Source organism: Hymenobacter mellowenesis (assembly GCF_030581005.1).
In the GTDB taxonomy this organism is placed as follows: domain Bacteria; phylum Bacteroidota; class Bacteroidia; order Cytophagales; family Hymenobacteraceae; genus Hymenobacter; species Hymenobacter mellowenesis.
In genome coordinates, this window is the sequence record NZ_JAUQSX010000012.1 from 139629 (window position 1) to 164541 (window position 24913).

Annotated in this window: 21 protein-coding genes and 1 pseudogene; 19 read left to right on the forward strand and 3 right to left on the reverse strand. The window is 59.0% G+C overall.

What is annotated here, in order from left to right; translation table 11 throughout:
- Positions 1 to 41: 41 nt before the first annotated feature.
- The 6 genes from Q5H92_RS20545 to porN all read left to right on the forward strand — a co-directional run bounded on the left by Q5H92_RS20545 (position 42) and on the right by porN (position 6868).
- Positions 42 to 872, forward strand: coding sequence for a uroporphyrinogen-III synthase (locus tag Q5H92_RS20545; RefSeq protein ID WP_305013434.1), 831 nt, complete (start codon positions 42 to 44; stop codon positions 870 to 872).
- Between the two features lie 164 nt (positions 873 to 1036).
- Positions 1037 to 2032: a PorP/SprF family type IX secretion system membrane protein gene (locus Q5H92_RS20550; RefSeq protein ID WP_305013435.1), complete on the forward strand. Its 996-nt coding sequence runs from the start codon at positions 1037 to 1039 to the stop codon at positions 2030 to 2032.
- Between the two features lie 249 nt (positions 2033 to 2281).
- Positions 2282 to 3298: a T9SS ring complex lipoprotein PorK/GldK gene (gene porK, locus Q5H92_RS20555; RefSeq protein WP_305013436.1), complete on the forward strand. Its 1017-nt coding sequence runs from the start codon at positions 2282 to 2284 to the stop codon at positions 3296 to 3298.
- A 125-nt stretch (positions 3299 to 3423) separates the two neighbouring features.
- Positions 3424 to 4200 (forward strand): type IX secretion system motor protein PorL/GldL, encoded by a 777-nt coding sequence (gene porL, locus Q5H92_RS20560; protein ID WP_305013437.1) that lies wholly within the window; start codon positions 3424 to 3426, stop codon positions 4198 to 4200.
- A 45-nt stretch (positions 4201 to 4245) separates the two neighbouring features.
- Positions 4246 to 5826 carry a type IX secretion system motor protein PorM/GldM gene (porM, locus tag Q5H92_RS20565; RefSeq protein WP_305013438.1) on the forward strand — a complete coding sequence of 527 codons (1581 nt, stop codon included), beginning with the start codon at positions 4246 to 4248 and terminating at the stop codon, positions 5824 to 5826.
- A 58-nt stretch (positions 5827 to 5884) separates the two neighbouring features.
- Positions 5885 to 6868 carry a type IX secretion system ring subunit PorN/GldN gene (gene porN / locus Q5H92_RS20570; RefSeq protein ID WP_305013439.1) on the forward strand — a complete coding sequence of 328 codons (984 nt, stop codon included), beginning with the start codon at positions 5885 to 5887 and terminating at the stop codon, positions 6866 to 6868.
- 59 nt (positions 6869 to 6927) lie between these two features.
- On the opposite strand, the gene uvrC is transcribed toward porN, so the two are convergent.
- The 3 genes from uvrC to porW all read right to left on the reverse strand — a co-directional run bounded on the left by uvrC (position 6928) and on the right by porW (position 14498).
- Positions 6928 to 8769, reverse strand: a complete 1842-nt coding sequence (uvrC, locus tag Q5H92_RS20575; RefSeq protein WP_305013440.1) for an excinuclease ABC subunit UvrC — start codon at positions 8767 to 8769, stop codon at positions 6928 to 6930.
- 138 nt (positions 8770 to 8907) lie between these two features.
- Positions 8908 to 11250: a penicillin-binding protein 1A gene (locus Q5H92_RS20580; RefSeq protein ID WP_369811168.1), complete on the reverse strand. Its 2343-nt coding sequence runs from the start codon at positions 11248 to 11250 to the stop codon at positions 8908 to 8910.
- 113 nt (positions 11251 to 11363) lie between these two features.
- Positions 11364 to 14498 carry a type IX secretion system periplasmic lipoprotein PorW/SprE gene (porW, locus tag Q5H92_RS20585; RefSeq protein ID WP_305013441.1) on the reverse strand — a complete coding sequence of 1045 codons (3135 nt, stop codon included), beginning with the start codon at positions 14496 to 14498 and terminating at the stop codon, positions 11364 to 11366.
- 172 nt (positions 14499 to 14670) lie between these two features.
- Between porW and Q5H92_RS20590 the strand changes: the two genes are divergently transcribed.
- The 13 genes and pseudogenes from Q5H92_RS20590 (at position 14671) to Q5H92_RS20650 (ending at position 24627) form a co-directional block, all read left to right on the forward strand.
- Entirely contained in the window at positions 14671 to 14904 is a 234-nt protein-coding gene (locus tag Q5H92_RS20590) for an AtpZ/AtpI family protein (protein ID WP_305013442.1), read from the forward strand.
- Between the two features lie 156 nt (positions 14905 to 15060).
- Positions 15061 to 15468, forward strand: coding sequence for a hypothetical protein (locus tag Q5H92_RS20595; protein WP_305013443.1), 408 nt, complete (start codon positions 15061 to 15063; stop codon positions 15466 to 15468).
- A 36-nt stretch (positions 15469 to 15504) separates the two neighbouring features.
- Positions 15505 to 16566: a F0F1 ATP synthase subunit A gene (gene atpB / locus Q5H92_RS20600; protein WP_305013444.1), complete on the forward strand. Its 1062-nt coding sequence runs from the start codon at positions 15505 to 15507 to the stop codon at positions 16564 to 16566.
- Positions 16567 to 16688: 122 nt separating this feature from the next.
- The gene (gene atpE / locus Q5H92_RS20605; RefSeq protein ID WP_168671467.1) at positions 16689 to 16964 is read left to right on the forward strand and encodes an ATP synthase F0 subunit C; all 276 of its coding nucleotides are present in this window, start codon (positions 16689 to 16691) and stop codon (positions 16962 to 16964) included.
- A gap of 133 nt (positions 16965 to 17097) precedes the next feature.
- On the forward strand, positions 17098 to 17598 hold the full coding sequence (gene atpF / locus Q5H92_RS20610; protein ID WP_305013445.1) for a F0F1 ATP synthase subunit B: 501 nt from the start codon (positions 17098 to 17100) through the stop codon (positions 17596 to 17598).
- A gap of 121 nt (positions 17599 to 17719) precedes the next feature.
- On the forward strand, positions 17720 to 18280 hold the full coding sequence (gene atpH / locus Q5H92_RS20615; protein ID WP_305013446.1) for an ATP synthase F1 subunit delta: 561 nt from the start codon (positions 17720 to 17722) through the stop codon (positions 18278 to 18280).
- Between the two features lie 85 nt (positions 18281 to 18365).
- Complete coding sequence (gene atpA / locus Q5H92_RS20620; protein WP_305013447.1) at positions 18366 to 19946, forward strand: F0F1 ATP synthase subunit alpha; 1581 nt, start codon at positions 18366 to 18368, stop codon at positions 19944 to 19946.
- A gap of 101 nt (positions 19947 to 20047) precedes the next feature.
- Complete coding sequence (gene atpG / locus Q5H92_RS20625) at positions 20048 to 20932, forward strand: ATP synthase F1 subunit gamma (RefSeq protein ID WP_305013448.1); 885 nt, start codon at positions 20048 to 20050, stop codon at positions 20930 to 20932.
- A gap of 200 nt (positions 20933 to 21132) precedes the next feature.
- Entirely contained in the window at positions 21133 to 22839 is a 1707-nt protein-coding gene (locus Q5H92_RS20630; protein ID WP_305013449.1) for a T9SS type A sorting domain-containing protein, read from the forward strand.
- Between the two features lie 3 nt (positions 22840 to 22842).
- Positions 22843 to 22953, forward strand: a pseudogene (locus Q5H92_RS20635) (F0F1 ATP synthase subunit gamma); the annotation flags it as partial.
- A gap of 414 nt (positions 22954 to 23367) precedes the next feature.
- Positions 23368 to 23628 (forward strand): T9SS type A sorting domain-containing protein, encoded by a 261-nt coding sequence (locus Q5H92_RS20640; protein ID WP_305013450.1) that lies wholly within the window; start codon positions 23368 to 23370, stop codon positions 23626 to 23628.
- A gap of 195 nt (positions 23629 to 23823) precedes the next feature.
- Positions 23824 to 24267 carry a hypothetical protein gene (locus Q5H92_RS20645; RefSeq protein WP_305013451.1) on the forward strand — a complete coding sequence of 148 codons (444 nt, stop codon included), beginning with the start codon at positions 23824 to 23826 and terminating at the stop codon, positions 24265 to 24267.
- Positions 24268 to 24447: 180 nt separating this feature from the next.
- On the forward strand, positions 24448 to 24627 hold the full coding sequence (locus Q5H92_RS20650; RefSeq protein ID WP_305013452.1) for a hypothetical protein: 180 nt from the start codon (positions 24448 to 24450) through the stop codon (positions 24625 to 24627).
- Positions 24628 to 24913: the final 286 nt, after the last annotated feature.

Below are 24913 nucleotides of genomic sequence, written 5' to 3' on the forward strand. Positions count from 1 at the left end.
ACTTACTCTTATTGTCCTAATACTACTCTTTTTCTTCCTGTATGGCCGAGAGTGCAGAAAAGCCGGGCACAGGCCGGCATGCCAAACGCATCAGTAGCATCCTGGTTACCCAGCCGAAACCCACCAACGATGTTTCTCCCTATTTCTCCATTGCCGAGAAATACGGCATCAAAGTGGATTTTCGCGAGTTCATCGATGTGCAGCCCGTATCCTACAAGGATTTTCGGCGCGAAAAAATAAATATTCTGGAATACACGGCCGTCATCTTCACGAGCCGCAACGCCGTCGACCATTTCTTCCGCATCTGCCAGGAAGCGAAGTTAGAAATGCCGGCGGAAATGAAGTATTTCTGCATTTCCGAGCAGACGGCCAACTACTTGCAGAAGTACATTGTGCTGCGCAAGCGCAAGCTGTTTGTGGGCGAGCGCACGGCGGCCGACTTGTTCGAGGTCATCAAGAAGCACAAAGGCGAGAAGTTTCTCTATCCCTGCTCCGACATTCGGAAGGACGACCTTCCCGTGTTCATGCGGGCCAACAACCTCAAGTTTTCCGAGGCAGTTATCTACCGCACCGTGGCCAGCGACCTGTCTGACCTCGCGGAGGTGAAGTACGATTGCATCGCATTTTTCAGCCCTTCCGGCATCAGCTCGCTTTTCATCAACTTCCCCGATTTCGTGCAGGATGGCACCCGCATTGCTGCTTTTGGGCCCACCACGGCCAAAGCCGTCATCGACGCCGGCCTCATCCTCGACATTGAAGCGCCCCACCCCAACGCCCCATCCATGACCGGAGCCATCGAGGCCTACATTCGTCGGCATGCCCAGCCCGATGTAGGCAAGAGTAGTACTAAAAATACCAAACCCGACGCCTGATAAGGGTAAAAGGTTGAAAACCGGAGCAACACCCTTGCGCCGGTTTTTTTTGGTTGAATTTTTTGAAGCCGGTTTTTGCCTTACATTTGGAAGCTATTCTTCCATTCGCAACACCCACCACCCCCACCTCCCTCTTCTTCACCCGTTACCACCACACCTGTCCTATGAAAGGAACGTTACTCGCGACCCTGCTCTTCACGGCCGCGGCCGGTTCGGCGTATGCCCAACAGCAGCCCCAGTTCACCCACTACGGTTTTAATGGCATGGCTCTGAATCCGGCGTATGCCGGCATCAAAGGGCAAGGCGAGGTGACCCTCATCGGCCGTTACCAGTACTTCAACTACGGCAACTTCGGCGATGCCAACGGTTCGCCCCGTACGGGCCTGATTTCCGCTTCGCTCCCCATTCTGGCCACCGGTGGCGGCGTGGGCGCCGTGGTGTACTACGACGTGCTCGGCCAGTCGAAAATGACCAACGCTGCGCTTTCTTACTCGCAGCACATCAAGCTGGGTTCAGGCAAGCTAGGCATCGGTCTGCAAGGCACCTATACCTACCTGAGCAAAGGAACCTATATCGCCCTCGACAAAGACGACGTGAACGTGCCCAGCGGCGCCTCCGACAGCAAGTTCGATGCAGGCGTGGGCTTGTGGTACGAGTCGCCCAAGTTCTACGCAGGTCTGAGCATGAATAACCTGCTGCGTTCGCAGTACACGTTCAAGAGCGCCGGCACCGCCGGTACGCCCAACCAATACATCGCCGAGAACCACGCCTATTTTACCGCCGGCTACAATATCGATGCCTCGTCGTCCGTTGTGGTGACGCCTATGGTATTGGTGAAATCCGTATTGCCGGGTGACTTTTCCAGCAGCAACAAATTTAATAACTCTAAGAACTACTCCTTTGAGGGTGGTGTTCGGGCGACTATCGACGACAAATATTGGATAGGTGCCAACTACCGGACCGAGGAATCCGTTTCGGGCCTGTTGGGCATCAGCTTTGCTAAGGACAACGCCGTCCGTCTGGGCTACGCCTTCGACTTTATTGCCTTCAACCAAGATGCGCGCGCTTTCAGCTCGCATGAGATTATGCTCTCCTACCGCTTGCCCAAGCCGGCTTCTAATATTCGCCCGGCTATCCGCACGCCCCGTTACAGCTTCTAATTGTCATATTCCTCGTTCGGCACCCAGAATGAGCATTATCCTAATCAAGTTAGGATAAATTTTAGGCGGCTTCGCAAGATATAATAAGGATTAACCGAGTTATTTACGCTATCCAGCGTGTTTGCCCTGAATTTGGTCGTGTGCAGTAAAGTTTAAGTATTGCACAGTTTCCTAATTTAGTGTAGATTTGCCAGCCCATCTAAATGGACTTTAGCGGTATCGGCAATTACTAAACAGAATTCTAACCCCATGAACAAGTTTCTAGCATTATCCCTTTTTGCTATCTCCGGTACATTATTGGGCGGGTGTTTTGGCAAAGGACCAACCGGTGACCTGGTTGGTTCCGAGGACCGGCCCTTCTTTATTCCTCAGGAAGTGCCATATGGCATGGTGCCCTGCCCCGGTGGCACGTTCCACATGGGCCAGACCGACCAGGACATTTCTGCCTCAATGGTGAACATGAACAAGCAGGTGACCATCGCCGGCTTCTACATGGACGAAACGGAGATTACCAACAACGAATACCGTCAGTTTGTCGATGCCATCAAGCAGGACTCACTCGACGTGCTGGGCGAAGAATACGTGATGACCGAGTTGTACCCCGATACCACGGTTTGGGTGCGCGACTTCACTTATCACATGGGCGACCCCTTGCTGGAGTACTACTACACCCACCCGGCTTTCGATGATTATCCGGTAGTGGGCGTCGACTGGTTTGCAGCAAAGTATTTCTGCAACTGGCGCACCAAGTTCCGCAACGCTGCCCGCGAAGAATCTGGTTACGCCAATGACCCCAACTTCCGCTTGCCTTCGGAGGCCGAATGGGAGTACGCTGCTCGCGGCGGCCGCGACTTGGCTACCTACCCCTGGGGTGGCCCATACCTGCGTAACACCAAAGGCTGCATGCTGGCCAACTTCAAACCCGGCCGTGGCGACTACGCATCAGATGGCTTTGCTTACACCTCGGAAGTAGGTTCGTTCTTCCCCAACGACTTCGGCCTGTATGATATGGCCGGCAACGTATCGGAGTGGTGCGATGACGCTTACATGGAAGCCTCGGTGCCGGTGGTGTGGGACTTGAACCCCACTAACCCGGACGACAACGAACCCCGCAAAGTGGTACGGGGCGGTTCGTGGAAAGACATTGCTTACTTCCTCGAAACCGGTACGCGCAATTTTGAATACCAGGACTCGGCCCGCTCTTACATCGGTTTCCGTTGCTCGATGATTCAGATTGGCATGGGTACCAACAGCTCGCTCAACTAATAATACACCACCTCAATTGGCGGGACGACATTAATTAACCACCCTCCCCTTCAACACCTTCTTCAACCCCTTTCAATCGTTAAACTCTCATGGCAGCTAAAGGAAGTTTTCTCTATGATTCGCTGATGCCCAAAATCTATGGCATCGGTGCAGCCGTTGTTATCGTCGGTGCATTGTTTAAAATTGAGCACTGGGCCGGTGCCGACATCATGCTCATCGTTGGTCTGGGCACGGAAGCTGTTATCTTCTTCCTGAGCGCATTCCAGCCCGCTCACAAGGAGCACGACTGGTCGCTGGTTTACCCTGAGCTGAGCGAGGGCTACGACCCTTCGACCGGTAATCCCAGCCTTTCGACTTCTGACGGTTCGGCTAAAGGCCTGACCATGAAGCTGGACGACATGCTGAAAAATGCCAATGTAACCCCCGAAGCCCTCACCAACCTGGGCCAGGGCCTGAATCGCCTCAGCACCACCACCTCGCAGCTTTCGCAGCTGGGCGAAGCCACCAACGTCACCGACGAGTACACCAAGAAAGTACGCTCGGCCGCTGATTCGCTGGAAAAAATCAACGTTGCTTACTCGAACACTGTGGATGCTATTTCGGCTATGTCGAACGCAACCTCGGATGCCAAAGAGTACCACATGCAGGTGCAAAACGTGACCAAAAACCTGGGTGCGCTGAACGCCGTGTATGAAATGGAACTGCAGGATGCCAATACGCACCTCAAGTCCATGAACCAGTTCTACGGTACGCTCAGCAAAGCCATGGACAACATGACTCAGGCTGGCAAAGACACCGAAAGCTTCCAGAAGCAAGTGGCCGACCTCACCGGCAACCTGACTTCCCTCAACCGCGTGTACGGCAACATGCTGAACGCCATGCGGGCCGGCGCCCAAGCCTAAGCGCCGTTTATCATCCCTTCCACACAATTTTAGCGGAACCAGATAATGGCAGGCGGAAACGAAACCCCGCGGCAGAAGATGATTGGCATGATGTACCTCGTGCTAACCGCTCTTCTGGCGCTTCAAGTGAACTCAGCGATTCTGCTGAAGTTCAAGTTCATCGATGACAGCCTGTTGGGTGTCAACGATAAGACCTCGCTAGGGGCAGACGGTACGGTAAAGGGCATTGAGGCGGCTGTTAAGAAAAACAACAACCAGCCCCGTGACTTGGCCGTGCTCAAACAGAGCGAAGAGATTCGTGCTAAAACCAAAGACTTAGTAGCTTACCTGCGCGATGTACGCCAGAAGCTGATGGTCGCCACCGAGAACAAGAACGGTGAGATGACCAACCTCAGCGGCGAAGACAAAGTGGCTATGACCATGCTAGGCGGCAAGCGCAATGGGTTGGCTTACACCGGTCTGAAGCCTAAGCTGAATGACTACGCGACCTACATTCAGCAATTTGTGCCGAATGCTCAGCCGCTGGCCATCGACGCTAAGAATGACCCGCGTGTAACCGAAAAAACGCAGAAGACGAAGAACTTCGAGGAACTCAACTTCGAGAATACGCCCGTAGTGGCCGCCTTGGCTACCATCTCGCAGAAAGAAACCGAAGTGCTGAAGTATGAAGCCGATGCGTTGTCGGCCCTGGCCCAGAAAGTAGGTGCCAAGACGATTGTGTTTGACAAGATTGGTGCTTTCGCTAGTGCCGAGTCTAACACGGTAGCGGCTGGCACCAAGTACAAAGCCGAATTGTTCCTGACGGCTTCGGCTTCGACCATCAGCCCGAAAATGACCCTCAACGGTTCGCCGCTGTCGGTGGGTCCGGATGGCAAAGGCAAAGTGGAGTTCACGGCCCGCCCCGGTGGGTTTGATGCTTCGGGCAACGCCAAGGCTTCGTGGACCGGCACCATCCGCTTCAACCAGAATGGGCGCGATACCACCTTCACTGTTAAAGTGCCTTACACCATTACCAAGCCGGTAATGCAGATTCAGTCGGCTTCGGTACAGGCGCTGTACTTCAAGTGCGGCAACAAGCTGAACGTATCGGTGCCAGCCCTCGGCGCGCAATACAAGCCCAGCTTCTCGGCTTCGGGCGCTTCGGCCATTGCCGGTACGAAAGTGGGTGACGTGACCTTGATTCCGAATGCAAGGGAAGTGACGCTGAACGTAAGCAGCGGCGGCAACGCCATCGGTTCGCAGACTTTCCAGGTTCGTCCCATTCCGAAGCCAACCATCAAATGCATGTTAGGTGGCCGGGAAGCCAACGAGAAACAGGGTACTCCCGGCACTGCTGTGCGCTCGATGACGCTGCAAGCTGTGCCTGATGCCGGTTTTGCTACCTTCCTGCCGGAAGACGCTCGTTTCCGCGTGACCCGCTACGAAGTGACGTTGGTGCGTGGTCGTCGCCCGGCCTTGGCCCCCATCACCGTAAGCGGACCGGTGGCTAACCTTAGCAGTGTAGTGGATAACTACCGCGATGGTGACCGCCTGTACGTGGAGGTGAAGGAAGTGCAGCGCATGAACTTCCAAGGTTCTACTGAGCCGGTGAGCGTTCAGAAGCAGTTTAATATTCCCTTGCTGTAATATCTGTGGCTTGGCCACGTTAGCGAACTATCCTACAATTAATTTGCTTTTGCCCGATATGAAATCCATTCACACCTTGGCCGCAGTAGCGGCGGGCTTGTCGCTGTCATTGGCAGCTTCGGCCCAGGAGCAAGCCACTACGGCGAGCAGCACCGGTTCGCACCGGCCCATTCCTCCGTCCGACCAAATGTTTCGCAAGAGCATCTGGCGGCAAGTGGACCTGCGCGAGAAGCAGAACAAGCCGATGTTTTCCGAAGGCAAGGAAATCAGCCGGGTTATCCTCGATGCCGTGAAGCGTGGTGAGCTGACTGCTTACAAGAACGACTCGCTGACTTCTACTTTCACTTCGCAGGAAGTGCGGACTAACTCTTCCTACGTTGATGAAGCCGTGAAGCTGAGCGACGAGGAGAAGGCGGCTGGTTTCAGTGAAAAGGATTTGAACGGCGGCGGTGATGACGGCTGGGGTGCACCCGCACCGAAGAAAAGCGGTGGTAGCGGTGCTACCACCAAGCGTCAGCCCAAACTGGGCGCCAACGGCAAACCCCTCAAGGACAAAAAGGGCAAAATCATTTACGAAACCGTAGCTGTAGCTCCGCCCGCACCGCCTGCACCAGTAGGCAATGAGTACCGGCCGAAGGATTTGTATGAGATGGAAGTGAAAGAGGATATGATTTTCGACAAGAAACGGTCGAGAATGTATCACGACATCAAATCCATCACGCTGCTGGTACCCTCGACGCTGCCTACGAACATCTCGGGCATTGAGAAGCCGATTGGGACGTTCAAGTACAGCGACTTGGTGAAGGTGTTCCGCGCTAACCCGCAAAATGCCATCTGGTTCAACGCTGAGAACGATGCGCAGCACAAAAACCTCGCTGATGCGTTTGAATTGTGGTTGTTCAACTCGTACATCACTAAAGTGTCCAACGCTGGCGACAGCCGCTTGGACGACATCTACGGTGGTGCCCAGCAAGGCATCCTGGCTGCTCAGCAGACGGCTGCTGATCTGGTAGAGTACGAATACAACCTGTGGAGCTTCTAATCCCACTGGTTTAATGAAACAAAAGAGCCCCTCGCAGTGATGCGAGGGGCTCTTTTGTTTTACGGCTGAACCGGGAGCTGTTTGGGAAGCATTGGGTGGGAAGGAGCTTCGTTTTCGGCGAAGTAGTTCTGGAGAACTTTCGCTTTGGCTTTGCCTACTTCGGCGATGAGCTCGGCTTCGGTGAGCTCCCGGATTTTCTTGACGGACTTGAACTTGTTGAGCAGCTTGTCGGCGGTGATAGGGCCGAGGCCTTTGACGTCGGTGAGCTCGGTTTTGAGAGTGGCGGCGTCGCGGCGGGAGCGGTGGAAGGTGATACCGAAGCGGTGAACTTCGTCGCGCATGCGCTGGAAGAGGCGCAGGGATTCGCTCCGCTTGTCGATGTAGATGGGTAGTGGGTCGTTGGGGACGTAGATTTCTTCGAGGCGCTTGGCGATGCCGATGATGGCAATCTGGCCCCAGAGGTTGAGGTCTTTCAGGGCCTTGACGGCCATGCTGAGTTGGCCCTTGCCGCCATCGACGATGACCAATTGCGGGAGGCTGGCGCCTTCATCGACGAGGCGGCGGTAACGACGCGTCACGACTTCGTACATGCTGTCGAAGTCGTTGGGGCCGATGACGGTTTTGATGTGGTAGTGACGGTAGTCCTTCTTGCTGGGCTTGGAATTGCGGAAGCACACCATGGCGGCCACCGGATTGTCGCCCTGGAAGTTGGAGTTGTCGAAGCATTCAATGTGTTTGGGCAACTCGGTGAGGCGCAGGTCCTTTTTGATGGTTTCCATGATGCGGACCTCGTTCACGTCCTTGCTCTTCTCGTTCATGCTTTCCTTCTCCTTGCGGGCGTAAAGCACGTTTTTGAGGGCCAGTTCGATGAGCTTACGCTTGTCGCCGATTTGGGGAACGGCGAGGGCAACGCCGGGCAAAGGGAGCTCGACGGCTACGTTGGTGAGGATTTCCTTTGACTCACTCTCGAATTCCTGGCGCATCTGCATGATGATGGGCGCGAGGATTTCGGCGTCTTCTTCGTCCAGCTTCTTAGTGACTTCAAGCGACTGGGTGAGAATGATGCTGCCGTTCATCACCTTCAGGTAGGTGATGAAGCCCGATTTTTCGTTGCTGGCGATGGCAAAGACGTCGATGTTGGTGAGGGCGGCGTTGACGATGGTAGACTTCGCCTGGAAGGCCTCAATCTTATCAAGCTTGACCTTGAAAGCGTGCGCCAGCTCGTACTGCATGTCCTGGGCGGCAGCCGTCATGCGCTCGCGGAAATACTGCTTGGGAATGCGCAGGTCGCCGTTGAGAATCTGGCGGATTTGCTGGATGTAACCGCTGTAGGTGGCCTCGTCTTCTTTGGCTACGCAAGGGGCGTTGCAGTTGCCGAGCTGCAGCTCCAGGCAGGGCCGGAACTTGCCGGCTTCGACGTTAGCGACGCTCAGGTTGTAGTTGCAGGTGCGTAGCGGGTAGAGGGCCCGGATGAGCTCCAGCAGCACGTTGAGGGCCGTGCCATTGGCGTAGGGGCCGTAGTAGCGCGAGCCGTCGTTGATTTTGTTGCGGGTGGGGATGAGGCGCGGGAACCGCTCGTTGGTGAGGCAGAGGTAGGGGTAGGTTTTGCCGTCCTTCAGCAGGATGTTGTACTTGGGCTGGTGCTGCTTGATGAGGTTGTTTTCCAGCAGAAAAGCGTCAGACTCGGAGTCGACGATGGTAAACTCTAGGCGCTTGATGTTGCGGACGAGCGTCTGGGTTTTCTTGTTGTGGTCCTGCTTGGTGAAGTAGCTACTCACGCGCTTGCGCAGGTCGATGGCCTTGCCCACGTAGATGATGCCTTCGTCGTCGAAATACTTATACACGCCGGGCTTGTGGGGCAGAGCGTTGATTTGGGCTTGCAGTTCGGGTTTGGCGGCCATGAGAAAGGCGGAGGTGAGCGGATTGATTATAACGAAATATGGCTGACGAAAGTCGCCAGCCATATCAAAATTGTGAAGGATTTAGGTCTGCAATAAAAACCTACTGGAGAGTTGCGCCAGTCTTCCGCAACAGTTGGCCTAGATGTCCTTATCATCCAAATCGGAAGCGTCGGGCACCTGCATCTTCTGGTCGTAGGGGATGGTGTCGCGCTGGCCGCCGTAGTACTTCGAGCAATCGAGCTCGATGCTGAGCGGGGCGGCGGGCTTGGGGAAAGGGCTGGTGTTGATGCCGATGCTCTTGTCCTTGTACACTTTCTGCATGAAGAGGCCGTAGAGCGGCAGGGCGGCGCGGGCGCCCTGGCCGTAGGCGCCGGTGCGGAAGTGAATGCTGCGGTCTTCGCCACCTATCCACATGCCGCACACCAAATCGGGGGTGATGCCCATGAACCAGGCATCGGAATAGTTGGAGGTGGTACCGGTTTTGGCGCCGATTTCATAGGGAAACTTGAAGCCCGTGTGCAGAATGGTGCTGGTGCCGCCGGGCTCGGTGGTACTGGCCTGCAGCATGTTGGTCATGATGTAAGCCGTTTCCTCGTTGAGCACTTCCCGGGTCTGGGGCACGAATTCGCGCAACACGTTGCCGTTCTTGTCCTCGATGCGCGTGACCATGATGGGGTCGGTGTGGATGCCCTTGTTCACGAAGGTGCCGTACACCCCGCACAGCTCAAAAATGCTGCAATCGGAGGTGCCGAAGCCCATCGAAGGCACGGCATCGACGGGTGAGGTGATGCCCAGACGCTTGGCATAGGTGGCGATGGTTTCCGGCCCCATCTTCATCACGAGCCAAGCCGTGATGGAGTTCATGGAGCGGGCTAGGGCCTGCCGCAGCGTGAAGGTGCGGCCCGTGAAAGTGCCCTCAAAGTTCTTGGGGGTATAAGCCGCGCGGCCGGCCACGGCCGGGAAGGTAGTGGCCACGTCGGGGCGGGGGAAGCAGGGCGAATAGCCGCCCTGCTCAATAGCGGCCGTGTACACGATGGGCTTGAACGTGGAGCCGGGCTGGCGCTTGCCCTGGCGCACGTGGTCGAACTTGAAGAACTTGTAGTTGGGGCCGCCCACCCAGGCCTTCACCTGGCCGTTCAGCGGGTTCATGGCCATGAACCCGGCACGCAGGTAGCGTTTATAATAGGCCAGCGAGTCGAGCGGCGACATCATCATTTCCTTCTCGCCCTGCCAGGTGAACACCGGCATCTTGTACTTGCGGCGCAGGTAGAAGTTCACGGAATCGCGGTTGCCGTCGTACTGGTTCATCAGCGACTTGTAGCGCTGGGTGCGGCGCATGGCAATGTTGAGAAAATCGGGGATGACCTTGCCGTTTTCGTCGCGCCAGGGCAGCTGGCCCTTCCATTGGGCGTTGAACCACTTCTGCTGCAGGGCCAGGTGCTCGGCCACCGATTTCTCGGCGTATTCCTGCATCCGCGAGTCGATGGTGGTGTAGATTTTCAGGCCGTCGGCGTACAGGTCGTGGTCGGTTTCCTTGGCCCAGGCCACCAGCGACTTCACCACCTCGGCCCGGAAGTAGGGGGCCAGGCCCTTGCTGGGGTTCTCCACCGAGTAGTGTAGCACAATGGCCTTGGCCGTATCTTGGGCCAGCTCGGCGTCGGTGATGTAGTGCGACTTGGCCATCTGGCGCAGCACCCAGTTGCGGCGCTTGCGCGAGCGGTCGGGGTGCACCACGGGGCTGAAGCGGCCGGGCGCGTTCACGATGCCCACCAGCGTGGCGGCCTCGGGCGTGCTCAGGTTTTTGGGCGATTTGTTGAAGAACGTCTTGGCCGCCGTGTTGATGCCGAAGGAGTTCGAGCCGTACTCCACCGTGTTGAGGTACATGCGGATGATTTCGCGCTTGGTGTAGTTGCGCTCCAGCCGGATGGCCAGAATCCACTCCTTGGTTTTGGTGATGAGCATGCCGATTTTGCCGGTGCCGTTCAGGGAGCCGTCGTTCAAATCCTGCCGGGTTTTGAAGAGCACCTTGGCCACCTGCTGGGTGAGCGTGGAGCCGCCGCCGTTGTGCGAGAAGGTCAGCACGCCGGTCACGGCCCGCAACACGCTCTTGGCATCGATGCCGGAGTGCTGCTCGAAGCGCACGTCCTCGGTGGCAATGAGGGCGTCAATCAGGTTCTGGGGCAAGTCTTTGAAATCGACGGGCGTGCGATTCTCCCGGAAATACTTGCCCAGCAGCACGCCATCGGCCGAATAAATCTCGGAGGCCAGCTCGGAACGCGGGTTTTCCAGCGTCTTGAGGTTGGGCATGCGCCCGAACAGGTTCAGGAAGTTGCCGCTCACGGCCAGCACAAACAGGCCTAGGCCCACCACGCCCGCGCCAAACAGCACCCACATGGTCCGAACAAACGCCGTGAACCGTCCGTTGCGCGCAGGTTTCAAGGGCTGGGGCTTCGGGCGGCGAGTAGGAGGGGAAGTAGGCATAAGAACAAAACAGAAATAATCAGGCAAAAATAAAGCCTCCGAGGGTGGGCGGAGGCTTTATACGGTTCAGCGGCATTGGTCACCCATGCCCGCGCAGCAACTGCCCGCGTCGGCTATTTATACACGCGCTGGTAAAAACTCAAATACCCCGCCAAATCACCCGAGGCTTGCAACAGCGCCAAGTTCTCCATGCTGATAACCAGGGTCTGGTAGCCCTGGCCCCGCAGGCGCCCCAGCGGCGACTGCGGCCCGCGCAGCTTGGTGGCGTAGCTCTGGGCCACTTTGGCGCCCGGCAGCGCCCGCACCACCACCAGCGTCTGGTCAGCGCCGAGGGCCGGCGTTTCCACCTGCAGGTTGTTGGCTTTGAAGTAGCGGCCGTTATAAGCGCCCAATTGCGTGGCAAGGTCCGCAGCCGGCGGCGTGGCTTTCGGAAACACCAGCACCACCGCGTGCGCTCCGCTCAGCTGCGTGGTGTAGGCAGTGGTGGGAGCTTCCGGCGCAGGGGCGGGCGCCGGAGGTGTACTAACGGCCGGCGCCGCGCCCGCGCCAGCCGGCGCCGGGGCCGGGGAAGCGGTGGGAGCCGGAACTGAAGCAGCTGGAGCATCTTTTGCGGCTGGAGCTGCCTTGGTATTCCTGGGTGTCTTGGCCACCGATTTTTCAGTGGCGTCTTTATCCGAAGCAACCACCGACGCGGGCCCGGCCGAACCGCTGGGAGCAGTAGCTGCTGGTTTCAGGTCAGAGGCCGGGCTTGGGGATGCCGGGGGCGTTTTAGCCGGTTCGGGCACGGCTCCGGTGGGATTCAGGGCCTTGGCCGGGGTTTCGTCCTCGCGATAAAAAATGCGCATGCGGTTGTCTACCTCGCCGGGGCGGAACAGCGACACCACTGGTTTTTCGGTCGAAGCCAGCGCGCCAGCCAATTGCCCCGAATCCTGCTTCTTGTAAGCTTCGGCCAGGGCCTGGGCCTGGGGCACCAGTGGGCTGTCGGGGTAGTCTTTGTAGAATTTTTCCACCGATGAGCGCGCCGTGAGCGGCGCCTGGGTGCGTACCACCAGCAGCGTTTTCATATAAGCCACCCGGTCGCTCAGGTCGCTCTTGGGGTAAAGCTTTTCGGTGCGGGCCAGCACGGCGTTGGCCTTGCCAAAATTCTGGTTTTTGTAGTAAGTGAACGCCGAATCGACGCGGCTGGCCACGGCATTGTGCAGCGCCAGCTCGTGCTCGCGGTACAAGGGGTCGGCAATCAGCTTGGCGTAGATGGAGGTCGGGAATTCCTTCTGCAGCGCTGCCGCATACTGCGCCATTTTGGCCGCATCGGGCTTGTCCTTGTAATACAAGTAAAGCAGGTAGTAGGCATCGGGCGCGTGTGCGCCGCGGGTGTAGCGCGTCACCTGCTTTTCGTACGTCTCGAAGCCCTTTTCGCGCTCCCTCAGCATCTCTTTGTAGATGCCCGCCAACTCGTACAGAGCTGCCTCAATCTGTTTGTCGGATGCCTCCAACTGCGTCGGGGTAGTCGGTAGCGCGCTGCGGTACTTGGCCACCAGCGCATTTTTCTCAGCGTTGGGGTCTACGGGAGCCGCTTTCGCTATCGAGTCAGCTTTGGCACTGTTCACGGCTGTGGTCGAGTTGCCGGTCATGCTCAGCGGCACGCCGCCGTTAGCCACAGTGTTGGGCGAACTGCTGGCCTGGCTCACGGTGCGCCAGTTGTCCTGGAGCTGGCGCCCCTGCCACTTCCGCACAAACTCGGCCCGCGCCGTGCCCAGCGCTGCCGGGTTGTCGAAATACCACTTCGAGCCATTAGCCACGGCCAGCGGGTCGAACGACATCGGGTCGGCGGCGGTAGAGCCGGGCGCGCCCGGGATGCCGCTCGGCGCCAGGCCGGAGCCGATGCCGCTGCTGCCACTCGGCTGGCGGCTGGCAAACTCCGCCTCCTTCGCCGCCGCTTTCTGCTGCGCGGCCAGCTTGGCGGCCTCCTTCTGCTTTGCCGTAATTTCCGCCTCGGCATACAGGTTAAGCTGCTGGTCCAGCGCCTCCTGCGGCAGCTTGGCCAGGGCCTGCAGGCTGTCCTGCGTTTCAATGATGGTGTACTGCTTGGCGAATTCCTTCAGAATGTCGCTGCGCTCCTTGATGGCGGCGTAGGTCTTGGCTTCCTTGTTCAGGTTTTGCACCGTGCTGTCGTAATAAGCGGCCGCCAGCCGGTACTTCTGCAGGTTCTCGTAATAGATGCGGCCCGCCAGCAGGTAGGTGTAGCTTTTCTGCGTCTTGTTGGTAGTAGTGGCCGCAATGGATTGCCGGAGCAGCTTCAGCGCCTCCGGGTAGTTCTTTTCGCGGTAGTTCAGCCGCGCCATCTCGTAATAAATTTTGTCGCGGTAGTCCTTGTTCTTGAGGTCTTTCAGCAAGCCCGCGAAGTTCTTGTTCAGCCGCTCCCGGTCCTGCGCCCCCAGCTCCGACACCTGGGCCAGCAGCAGCTTAGCCTGAAAATCCAGCTCGTACGGCGGGTTGCGGCTCAGAATCTGGTCGAGCTGGTCGTAGGCCTTCTTATTCTCTCCCTGGTCCTGGTAAAGCTGGGCCAGAATGTAGCGCGTGCGCGACCGTTCGTTCTTGAACTCAATCAGCGGAATAGCCTTTTCCAATTGCGGAATGGCCTTCGCCGGCTCCTCGGTGCGGATGTAGTAGTCGGCCCGCGTCAGGAACAACTGGCGGGCGTCCTGCGGCAAGCCCTGTTCCTTGTCCAGCAAATCCGACACCGCCTTGGCGCTTTCCATCTCACCCTGCGCCACGAAGGTTCGCATCAGCCCAATCAGGGCCTCGTGCTTGGCGTTGGCGTCCTTGCTGGTCGAGTTGACATACTTAAATGTCAGCGCCGCGTCATCAAACTGCATCTCATAAAACCGCGCCCAGCCCACCACGATGTAAGCGTCATCAGTCCAGTCCGAGCCCGGCCGGTTCTGAATTGGCATCGAGGCTTTCTTGATGACGTCGTTCAAATCGGCCCGGCTAGCGCGCACCGTGCCGCTGTCGAGGCTCGGAAACAGCGGCAGCGTCTGGTTGTAGTCGTTGATGCGCCCGGCGTAGAGCTTGTCCTCGGTCAGCAGCAGCTTCTGGCGGGCTAGAAAATAGGCGTTGTCGCGGGCCGCCACGTTGTTGAAGGCGTGGGCCACCAGGTTTTTGTCCGACGCGCAGCCCGCCACGCCCACCCCAATCAGGAAGACCAGCAGCGCCGCCCAGCGGTATGTCAGCGAAGAATGTGTCAAAGTCAAAGCAATAGGAAAGGACGGGTCCGGGCTGGCGAAACGCGCAAAGCTCCCGGAAATGTTCGATAACTCCGCACGTTAACGAAGCGGAACGAGTAAAATTACGTTTTTCCCGGTCCAAACCCCGCGCGCGCCCCGTCGTAACTTTGCCAACCGCCCTTCCTTCCCGCCCATGCCCACCCCTCCCGACCCCCAGCCCGCCGGCAACAGCCGCCTCCAAGCCGTGATGAAGTACTCCGGCCTGGCCTTCCAGATGCTGGCCATCATCGGCGGCAGCGCTTGGCTCGGCTACTGGCTCGACGGAAAATTCAACACGCAGCCCTGGCTCACCATTGTGCTGTTGCTCCTGGGCGTCTTCGTAGCCGTGTTTCAGGTTATCCGCAGCCTCACCAAGGAGTCGTTATAGTTGAAACGCTACACTTGGTCATGCTGAGCGGAGGCGCAGCCGCAGTCGAAGCATCTCTACTGCAATAGTAAATGATTACGTTGCGCGGTAAAGATGCTTCGACTGCGGCTGCGCCTCCGCTCAGCATGACGTTTTGTTTTTGACTTTGCCCCACCCATGCCCAAGTTCCCACGCCAGTTCCTTGTCTTCACCGCTGCGCTGGGCCTGCCCATCTACGTCCTGCACCGTGTCTACGGCGCGGCCGTCATCCACCCGCGCACCGGCCTGCTGTTCGCTGTCATGGCTGCCCTCACCTACTTCGCCTACAGCCTCACCGCGCGCCTCGTGGCCCGCGACCCCAATAGCCTCGGCATGGGCTACCTCATCGGCATGACGGTCCGCTTACTCACCTCACTGGGCCTCGTGACGTGGCTGCTGAGCAGCGGAATTGCGCGCGAGCCGCGGGGCGTCTGGACCTTCCTCGGGGCCTTCTTCATCCTGTACTTTTCGTGGGCCGGGTTTGAAATCTGGGCTACTTTGAGTAACTTGCGGCCGATTTCAGGAAAGCAAGTAACGCAAACATAGTGCGTTAGCCTGAAATCAGTCATTAATTAACTTTGGATGAAGCGTTTACTCTCGATTCTTCTTTGTTTCGTTTCCCTCTCCGTTTTCGCTAACGAGCCCGCCGGCGAGGGCGCAAAGGCCGAAGGCTTCAATCCCGGCGAAATGATTTTGCACCACATCGGCGATTCGCACGAGTGGCATTGGCTGGCCACCGACAACGGCAATTTCACCACCTACCTGCCCATCATCGCCTACCGCCCCAACAAAGGCGTGTCGGTGTTCTCCTCCGAGAAAATCTCCAACGGCGAAGCCGAAGGCGCCGCCAAAGAATACGACGGCCTGAAGCTGGAGCACGAGCACCTCGTGAGCACCGATGGCAGCAAAGTCTACGACTTCTCCATCACCAAAAACGTGGCCGGCCTCATTGGCAGCGCCATCCTGATGCTCGTCGTGTTCACCCTCGTAGCCAGCGGCTACAAGAAAAACCACGGCCGCGCCCCCAAAGGCATTCAGTCGTTCTTCGAGCCCATCATCGTCTTCATCCGCGACGAAGTAGCCAAGAAAAACATCGGCCCGAAGTACGAGCGTTACATGCCGTACCTGCTCACGGTGTTCTTCTTCATCTGGTTCAACAACCTGCTGGGCCTCACGCCCGGCGCAGCCAACCTCTCTGGCAACATCGCCGTGACCATGGTGCTGGCCGTGATGACCCTGATTATCACGCTGGCTTCGAGCAACAAGTACTACTGGGCCCACATTTTCGCCACGCCCGGCGTGCCCAAGCCCCTGCTGCCCATCATGATTATCGTGGAGGTGATTGGCATTTTCACTAAGCCCTTCTCGCTCATGATTCGTTTGTTCGCCAACATCACGGCGGGCCACATCGTGGTGCTGAGCTTCATCAGCTTGGTGTTCATCTTTAAATCGTGGGCCGTAGCGCCGGTGACCTTGGCTTTCGGCCTGTTCATCAACGTGCTCGAATTGCTGGTGGCCGTGCTGCAGGCCTTCATCTTCACGCTACTCACCTCCATGTACATCGGCGGCGCGGTAGAAGAGCACCACGACGCCGACATGCAAATGGGCTACGACGACGGCTCTGCCTCGACCCACGCCCACTAACCTGACTTAACCGGCCGGGCGCCCGCCGCCCGCCAACTGGCTGTTTCGGCCAGACCGTGGCAATCCCCCCCCCCCGCTGCGGGACTGACGAACTTTTTCTTTTCCCCCTTTTTCCAATTTTTATGTTGCTCTCTTTGTTTTTGCAAGCTGTCGCTATGGCGGCTAACTACGGTCCTGGTCTGGCTGTAATGGGTGCCGGTATCGGTGCTGGTCTGGTAGCTCTGGGCGTTGGCCTGGGCATTGGCCGCATCGGCGGCAGCGCCATGGATGCTATCGGCCGTCAGCCGGAAGCTTCGGGCAAAATCCAGACGGCTATGATTATCGCCGCCGCTCTGATTGAAGGTCTGGGCCTGTTCGCAGTCGTAGTCTGCGTGCTTATCTGGACGAAACTCGTTTAGTGCCGGCCGGGCTTCGGGCCCGGAAGTAGTTGGAAGCCCGCCGCCCGCTGCTGCAAAATGCAGTTGGCGCGGCGGGCTTACCTGCTCCTAATCTGTTATTTGATTAGTTGACATTCTTTAAAATACAATCGCAATGCTGCCAGCTTTTTTATCCCCTGAACTCGGCCTGATTTTCTGGCAACTGGTTATTTTCCTGCTGGTGTTGTTCCTGCTGGCGAAGTTTGCCTGGAAGCCGATTTTGTTGGCCCTCAAAGAGCGCGAAGACAACATCGAAGGCGCTCTGCGCATGGCCGACCAGGCCAAGATTGAAATGCAGCAGCTGAAAGCCGGCAACGAGAAGTTGCTCGCCGATGCCCGCCTCGAGCGCGACCGCATGATGCAGGAAGCCACCCAAATGGCCAACCAGCACCGCGAAGCCGAAAAGGCCCGCGCCACCGCCGAAGCCAACACCATCATCCAGCAAGCCCGCGAAGCCATCCAGACGGAGAAAAACGCGGCCCTGGCCGAAGTGAAAAACACCGCCGCCAAGCTGTCGCTCGACATCGCCGAGCGCATCCTGCGCCGCGAGCTGACCGACCCCGCCGCCCAAACGCAGCTGGTCGATTCTTACCTGAAAGACGTGAAATTGAACTAACGTCTGTCATGCTGACGAAGGAAGCATCTTATCACCGCTGCTTTCGTCAGATTTAGCTTACCGAGCGGCGCGAACCTGATAAGATGCTTCGCAAGCTCAGCATGACAAACTTCAAAAAACTATGGCTGACCAACGAGTAGCGGCCCGCTACGCCAAGTCGCTCCTCGACTTGGGCAAGGAGATGGGCACCCTGAGCGCAGTGAAAGCGGACATGGACCTGCTGAGCAAAACCATGGCCGAAAGCCGCGAACTGCGCCTGCTGCTGCGCAACCCGATTGTGAAGCACGACAAGAAGCTGGCCATCCTGAACGCCATCTTCAAAGGCAAGGTGTCGGACATGACGCTGCGCTTCTTCACCATCCTTACCGAGAAAAACCGCGAGTCGGCCATCGAAGGCATCGGACCCGAGTTTCTGGCGCAGTACAACGTGATGCAGGGCGTGCAAGCGGCCCAGGTTACGTCGGCCACGCCGCTGTCGGCTGCCGCCCGCGCCGAGATTCAGGCGCTGGTGACCAAGCAAACTGGCTTGGCCGAGGTGCAGCTCACCGAGAAAGTGGACCCGGAACTCATCGGCGGCTTCGTGCTGCGGGTGGGCGACAACCAGATTGACGATTCCGTGCGCACGAGCCTTCGCAAGATGCGCACGTCGCTGCAAGAAAATTCTTACCAACAAAAACTGTAGGGTATAGGAAAGTTGGGATAGGGGATACGCTCTCATTGTCCCTGCCCCATATCCCGTATTCCCTATACCTTAATTCCCAATACAAATGGCAGAAGTACGTCCGGATGAAGTCTCCGCAATCCTGCGGCAGCAACTGTCCAATTTCAAGTCGGAAGCCGAGCTGGAAGAAGTCGGCACCGTGTTGCAGGTCGGCGACGGCGTGGCCCGCATCTACGGTTTGAGCAAAGCCCAGGCCGGCGAACTGATTGAATTCGAGAACGGCCTGCAAGGCCTCGTGCTCAACCTGGAAGAAGACAACGTGGGTGCCGTAATGCTCGGCGACTACTCGGAAATCCGGGAAGGCGCTACGGTGAAGCGCACTAACAAAATCGCCTCCATTAAAGTGGGCGAGGGCATTGTGGGCCGCGTGGTAAACACGCTGGGCCAGCCCATCGACGGCCGCGGCCCCATCCAGGGCGAGCTGTACGAGATGCCGCTGGAGCGCAAGGCGCCCGGCGTAATCTACCGTCAGCCCGTGACCGAGCCGATGCAAACCGGCATCAAGTCGATTGACGCGATGATTCCGATTGGCCGTGGCCAGCGCGAGCTGATTATCGGTGACCGCCAGACCGGTAAGTCGGCCGTGGCCATCGATACCATCATCAACCAGCGCGAGTTCTTCGAAGCCGGCCAGCCGGTGTTCTGCATCTACGTCGCCATCGGCCAGAAGGCCTCGACGGTGGCCCAGGTGGTGAACGCCTTGACCAAAGGCGGCGCAATGGACTACACCGTGGTGGTAGCCGCTTCGGCTTCCGACCCAGCTCCGCTGCAATTCTATGCTCCCTTTACCGGTGCTGCCATTGGCGAATTCTTCCGCGATACGGGTCGTCCGGCGCTGGTGGTTTACGATGACTTGTCGAAGCAAGCTGTGGCTTACCGCGAGGTGTCGCTGCTGCTGCGCCGTCCTCCGGGCCGCGAGGCGTACCCCGGCGACGTGTTCTACCTGCACAGCCGTTTGCTGGAGCGGGCCGCTAAAATCAACGCTTCGGACGAGATTGCGCGGAACATGAACGACCTACCCGACAGCATCAAGCACCTGGTGAAAGGCGGCGGTTCGCTGACGGCGCTGCCCCTGATTGAGACGCAGGCCGGTGACGTATCGGCTTACATCCCAACCAACGTGATTTCGATTACGGACGGCCAGATTTTCCTCGAGACCAACCTGTTCAACTCGGGCGTTCGCCCGGCTATCAACGTGGGTATCTCGGTATCGCGCGTGGGTGGTAACGCCCAGATTAAGTCGATGAAGAAAGTGGCCGGTACGCTGAAGCTCGACCAGGCCCAGTTCCGCGAGCTGGAAGCCTTCGCCAAGTTCGGCTCCGACCTCGACGCCTCGACCAAGCTCACCATCGAGCGCGGCCGTCGCAACCTGGAGATTCTGAAGCAGCCCCAGTACTCGCCCGTGAAGGTGGAAGACCAGGTGGCCATCATCTACGCCGCCACCAACGGCCTCCTCGACAACGTACCTGTGAACCGCGTGCGCGAGTTCGAGAAGGAGTTCGGCCAGACGATGAACTCGCGCTACCCCGACGTGCTGAAGGCCCTGAAAGCCGGTAAGCTGGAGGATGCCGGCACCAAGGCCATCCGCGAGGTAGCCAAGGACGTTTCGGCGAACTACGCCAAGTAAATTTTTAATGAGGAGTGCAGAATGAGGAATGAGGAATTGTCGCTTTCGTTTCTGAAGCATCAATCCTTCATTCTTCATTCCTCATTCTTAATTCAACCTAAATGGCAAGCTTAAAAGAAGTCCGCAACCGCATTCAGTCGGTGAGCAGCACGCAGCAGATTACCAAAGCCATGAAAATGGTGGCGGCGGCCAAGCTGCGGCGGGCCCAGGACAACATCGTGCGGATGCGGCCCTACGCCCAGCGCCTGAATGCCATCCTGACCAACCTGACCCGCAACGCCGACGATGATATCGTGAGCGACTACGGCGTGGCCCGCGAGGTGCGCAAGGTGCTGGTTATTGCCATCACTTCGGACCGTGGCCTGGCCGGTGCGTTCAATACGAACGTGTTCAAGGGCGTGAACGCGGCCATTGCTTCACGTTATTCCAACCTGCCGGCGGCCAACATCTCGGTGATGGCCATTGGTAAGAAGGCCCACGACTACTACGGCCGTCGCGGCCAGACGGTGGGCGACTACACCCATGTCTTCGCCAAGCTCTCGTTCGAGACGGTGCGGGCGGCCGCCGAGGTGGCCATGCAAGGCTTCCGCGATGGGCTGTACGACGAGGTGGTGATGGTGTACAACGAATTCCGTAACGTGGCCACGCAGATTATCCGCACGCAGCAGCTGTTGCCGCTGGTGCAGGAGGAAACGCCCGCTACGGCTACGCCGGAGGCGAACGTGGACTACCTGTTCGAGCCCTCGAAGGAGGAAATCGTGCAGACGCTGATTCCGCAGTCCATTAAGATTCAGCTCTACAAGGCGGTGCTGGAAAGCAATGCTTCGGAGCACGGTGCCCGTATGACGGCCATGGACAAAGCCACCGACAACGCCGGTGAGCTGCTCAAGGCCCTCAAGCTGACTTACAACCGGACGCGTCAAGCGGCCATCACGACCGAGATTCTCGAAATCGTGGGTGGGGCCGAGGCGCTGGCGGCAGGGTAGCCGTAAGATGGCAAATGAGTAATTGAGTAAAGGCCCGTTTCCGTGAGGAGGCGGGCCTTTTTTTGTGCGGGATGGGGAGGTGCTTCGGGCTTGGTAGACCCCAGGCGTGGGTTGGTATACTTATTTGTTCGACTAAGCATTTTCAGACCAGAAAACCTATGCAAATAAGTACCTAGAGGCTTCATTTTCTGGATGTAGCCATGCGATACTTAACTCTGCGGCGGCTGGCTTCGAGCAGCCTGCTATTGTTGGCCCTATTGCTGGGCCTGACTGGGCCGACCGCCCACGCGCAAGCCCCGGCCTGGCAGCGCGCCGTGGCCGCCAGCGGCGACGTTTCGCTCGTGCAGGCCACAGTGGCCGATGCCAGCGGCAACATCTACGTGGCGGGGTCTTTTGAGGGGACGTTGGGGCTGGGCGCGGTGAGCCTGATGAGTGCGGGCGGCCCCGATATTTTCGTGGCCAAGTGGAGCACGGCCACCAATGCCTTCGTGTGGGCGCAGCGGGCCGGCGGCACGGCCTACGACCGGGCCGTGGCGGTGGCCGTGAGCGGCAGCAACGTGTATCTGACCGGCTATTTCCAGAACACCGGCACCTTTGGCAGCACCACCATGCAGGCCCCCGGTTCCAGCAATGCTCTGTTCGTGGCCAAGCTCACCGATGCGGGCAGCAGCGGCAGCTTCGGCTGGGCCGTGACGGGGGGCAACCTAAACGGGGGCACCACCAGCGTAGCCGTGAGCGGAACGAGCGTGTACGTTGCCGGCAGCGTGTGGGGCACGGCCAACTACGGCACCACCACGCTGACCAGCCTGGGCACCAGCGATGCCTTCGTGGCCAAGCTGACGGATGCCGGCAACAGCGGCGCTTTCGTGTGGGCCCAGCGCTGCGGCGGCCCGGGCGGGGATGCCGCCACGAGCGTGGTGGCCAACGGCAGCAGCGTGTACCTGACCGGCGGCTTCTACAACACGGCCGACTTTGGCACCACTAACCTGACCAGTGTGGGCGGCGGCGACGTGTTCGTGGCCAAGCTGACCGACGCGGGCGCCACCGGCAACTTTGTGTGGGCGCAGCGCGCTGGCAGCACCGCCACCACCACCGACCTCATTGCCGGAGTGGCCGTGAACGGCAGCAACCTCTACGTGACGGGCAACATCGGCGGGACAGCCGATTTCGGGGCCACCACGTTGAACAGTCCTTCCTCAGTGGGCGGCGATGCGTACGTGGCCAAGCTGGTTGATGCGGGCCCCACGGGCAGCTTTGCCTGGGCGGTGATGGCCACCGGGCCGCGCTTCACGGCCCCGCGCGCGGTGGCCGTGAGCGGGGCCAACGTGTACGTGAGCGGCTATTTCATTGGCTCATCCACCTTCGGCGGTACCACGCTCACCACCACCACGGGCTCGGACTACGACGTGTTTCTGACTAGCGTACCCGATGCCGGCACCAGCGGCAGTTTTGCCTGGGCCCTGAAGGCCGGTGGGGCAAACGACGACCGGGCCGATGGCCTGGCCATCAGCGGCGGCAGCGTGTATGTGGGCGGCACGGTGGCCCCGCCGGCCAGCTTTGGCAGCCTGGCCATTGCCACGCCGACGGCCAATGCCGTGGGGTCCCTGGCCTCGGTGCGCGATGTGGCCCTGCCCACCCGGCCGGCGGCGGAACTGGCCGGCTTCAGCCTCGCTCCCAACCCTGCCCACGCGGCGGCCACCGTGCTGCTGCCAGCGATGCCCGGGGCCGTTGCGGCCACACTCACGCTGCGCGATGCGCTGGGCCGGGCCGTGCGTACGCAGCAAGTGCCCCTGCTCGCCACCGGCACTACTGCCGAAATCGCGTTGGCGGGCCTGGCGCCGGGCCTCTACCGGGTGCAGGTGCAGGCTGGCGGGCAGCAAGCCAGCCGGGTGCTGGTAGTAGAATAGATGGGATGGCTGCTCAAGGCCCTTAAGCTGACCTACAACCAGACGCGTCAGGCGGGCATCATGACCTGGATTCCTGAAATCGTGGGTGGTGCCGAAGCCCTGGCGGCGGGGTAAGCACTGCGAGCATTACACAATTTGAGAGGCCCGCTTCCGTTGGAGGCGGGCCTTTTCTATGCTGCTGCAACTTGTGCTTCGGCTATTAAGTACAGAGAGGCCAATTAGGCTGTGTGGACAGTGAGAAAAAGGAACGTCATGCTGAGCTTGCCGAAGCATCTCTACCGCTTCGTTGTGGAGCAATTGGATTACTCGCGCGGTAGAGATGCTCCGGCAAGCTCAGCATGACGTTCTAAATGGGATTTCCAGCCAACTGTCCACAGACCTTAGAAGGGAATTATCCGATGCGCTGCTATCCCACCTTATTCTTTCCGATTCGCTATGCCAACAACTGTGTTGTCGCCCCGCGTGGGCTTGCTGCTGGGCTTGCCCATCATTTCCCTGACAGGCGTTGAAGCATGAGGCCAAACTCGCGTGGCGCTCGACAGCGTAAGCGTATACCCCAACCCGGCCCACATCCGGGCCACGGTAGCGGTGCCGGCGGTGGTGGGCACCACGCGCGCTACCATTACGCTGTTTGATGCGCAGGGCACGGTGGTATTTGAGCAGCCCGTGAGCCTGCTCGCGGGCGGCAGCACGGCCGAGGTGCCGCTACTGGGCCGCGCGCCTGGCCTCTACCGGGTGCAGGTGGTGGCCGGCGGGCAGCGCGTGGCCCGCACCCTACGAGTAGAGTAGGCTGCGCCGGACCCTTAAAATGGGCACCCGGGGCCGCTTGCACAAGCTGCCTGCTGGGTAGTAGCTTTGGTGCCGCTTCCTGAAAACCAAGGGCAAAAGCGCCCGGCACCCCTGCCTGAATGGGGGTATTGCCGACGCGCCTTTAAACCACCTGTGCGGCTTTGGGGCGCGGCCTTACCTACCCGTGCCGGACCCATGACCAATACCGAAATCTTCTCCGAGCCCTACGGCCGCGTGCTGGTGGACGAAGCCGTGCCGTGCGTGGTGATTCAGTGGCTGGGCTTTGCCAACCGCACCGAGTTCATTGCCCTGCAGGAAACCGCTTTGCGTTGCATCGAAGACCACGCCACGCCCAGCCGGCCTTGGGGCATGGTGGCTGATGTGCGCCGGATGGGGGCCATTCCTACCGAGGCGCAGCTATGGCTGGTGCACGAGTTCAACCCCCGGGCGCAGGCCGCCGGGCTGCGCGAAGTGAGCGTAGTGCCCGCCGAAGGCGTGTTTGGCCAGTTGGCTACGCAGCGCTACATCCGCGAAAGCGAGCTGGAAGGGGGCGTTGCGCCGCTGCGCACGAAGCTTTATCCCACGATGGAAGCTGCCTTCGACGGGGCCCGCGCAGCCCTGGACGACACCGGGCGCTAAGACGGCAGGACTTGGCTGGTTCCGCGCAACGGCGGTGGGCCGAAAGACTGCGCCGGAACGTGACGAAGGACTGCTATCCTGTGATAAAGGCTTGCAATGACGTGGCGGAAGCGGCCGCTTCCATGCCCCCAGTATTTCTACGGGGGTTCTATCCTGAAGAACAGGCCGGCTTACGATGCCGTGAAGCTACCCACCCCTACGGGCCTGACACTGGCCCAGCAAGCCGCGGGGCCGGCGCTGGCCATCACCGGCGGGCACGCCCTGCAGGTAAACTGGCTGCTGAACCTGTCCGGCGGCACCGCCAGCAACGTGTACGTGGTACGCGCCGGCAGCGCGGCCCTGCACCTCACGGTGGAATAAGGCCTAGGCCGGTGGGCTTGCTGCCGGGTGTTTCTCAAAGCCGCTGCTCTGCCTGAGCCGCGGCTTTTTGCTGCTTGCGGAAGTAGGCAGAATCAGCGCGACCGCGGGCGCCTGCGGGCCTTGCGTAGCACTGGCTTACTTCGGAAACAGACCCCGCCCAGGTTCAGCACGGAGCCGGTAGATGGGAGTGGTAATGGCCGTACATAAGCGCGCAAAGATTGATTTTATGAATAAATATGTAAAGTATAGATATAGTATTTGTAGTATCATGAAATGACGATAGATT

Excerpts from the sequence above, each read along its gene's own strand:
- Q5H92_RS20590 (WP_305013442.1), top strand. The coding sequence starts at position 14,671 with ATGCCCACCCCTCCCGACCCCCAGCCCGCCGGCAACAGCCGCCTCCAA.
- atpG (WP_305013448.1), top strand. The coding sequence starts at position 20,048 with ATGGCAAGCTTAAAAGAAGTCCGCAACCGCATTCAGTCGGTGAGCAGC.
- Q5H92_RS20595 (WP_305013443.1), top strand. The coding sequence starts at position 15,061 with ATGCCCAAGTTCCCACGCCAGTTCCTTGTCTTCACCGCTGCGCTGGGC.
- porN (WP_305013439.1), top strand. The coding sequence starts at position 5,885 with ATGAAATCCATTCACACCTTGGCCGCAGTAGCGGCGGGCTTGTCGCTG.
- Q5H92_RS20550 (WP_305013435.1), top strand. The coding sequence starts at position 1,037 with ATGAAAGGAACGTTACTCGCGACCCTGCTCTTCACGGCCGCGGCCGGT.
- atpH (WP_305013446.1), top strand. The coding sequence starts at position 17,720 with ATGGCTGACCAACGAGTAGCGGCCCGCTACGCCAAGTCGCTCCTCGAC.
- atpA (WP_305013447.1), top strand. The coding sequence starts at position 18,366 with ATGGCAGAAGTACGTCCGGATGAAGTCTCCGCAATCCTGCGGCAGCAA.
- atpF (WP_305013445.1), top strand. The coding sequence starts at position 17,098 with ATGCTGCCAGCTTTTTTATCCCCTGAACTCGGCCTGATTTTCTGGCAA.
- porL (WP_305013437.1), top strand. The coding sequence starts at position 3,424 with ATGCCCAAAATCTATGGCATCGGTGCAGCCGTTGTTATCGTCGGTGCA.
- porK (WP_305013436.1), top strand. The coding sequence starts at position 2,282 with ATGAACAAGTTTCTAGCATTATCCCTTTTTGCTATCTCCGGTACATTA.
- atpB (WP_305013444.1), top strand. The coding sequence starts at position 15,505 with ATGAAGCGTTTACTCTCGATTCTTCTTTGTTTCGTTTCCCTCTCCGTT.
- porM (WP_305013438.1), top strand. The coding sequence starts at position 4,246 with ATGGCAGGCGGAAACGAAACCCCGCGGCAGAAGATGATTGGCATGATG.
- Q5H92_RS20545 (WP_305013434.1), top strand. The coding sequence starts at position 42 with ATGGCCGAGAGTGCAGAAAAGCCGGGCACAGGCCGGCATGCCAAACGC.
- uvrC (WP_305013440.1), bottom strand. The coding sequence starts at position 8,769 with ATGGCCGCCAAACCCGAACTGCAAGCCCAAATCAACGCTCTGCCCCAC.
- Q5H92_RS20645 (WP_305013451.1), top strand. The coding sequence starts at position 23,824 with ATGACCAATACCGAAATCTTCTCCGAGCCCTACGGCCGCGTGCTGGTG.
- Q5H92_RS20580 (WP_369811168.1), bottom strand. The coding sequence starts at position 11,250 with ATGCCTACTTCCCCTCCTACTCGCCGCCCGAAGCCCCAGCCCTTGAAA.
- Q5H92_RS20630 (WP_305013449.1), top strand. The coding sequence starts at position 21,133 with ATGCGATACTTAACTCTGCGGCGGCTGGCTTCGAGCAGCCTGCTATTG.
- atpE (WP_168671467.1), top strand. The coding sequence starts at position 16,689 with ATGTTGCTCTCTTTGTTTTTGCAAGCTGTCGCTATGGCGGCTAACTAC.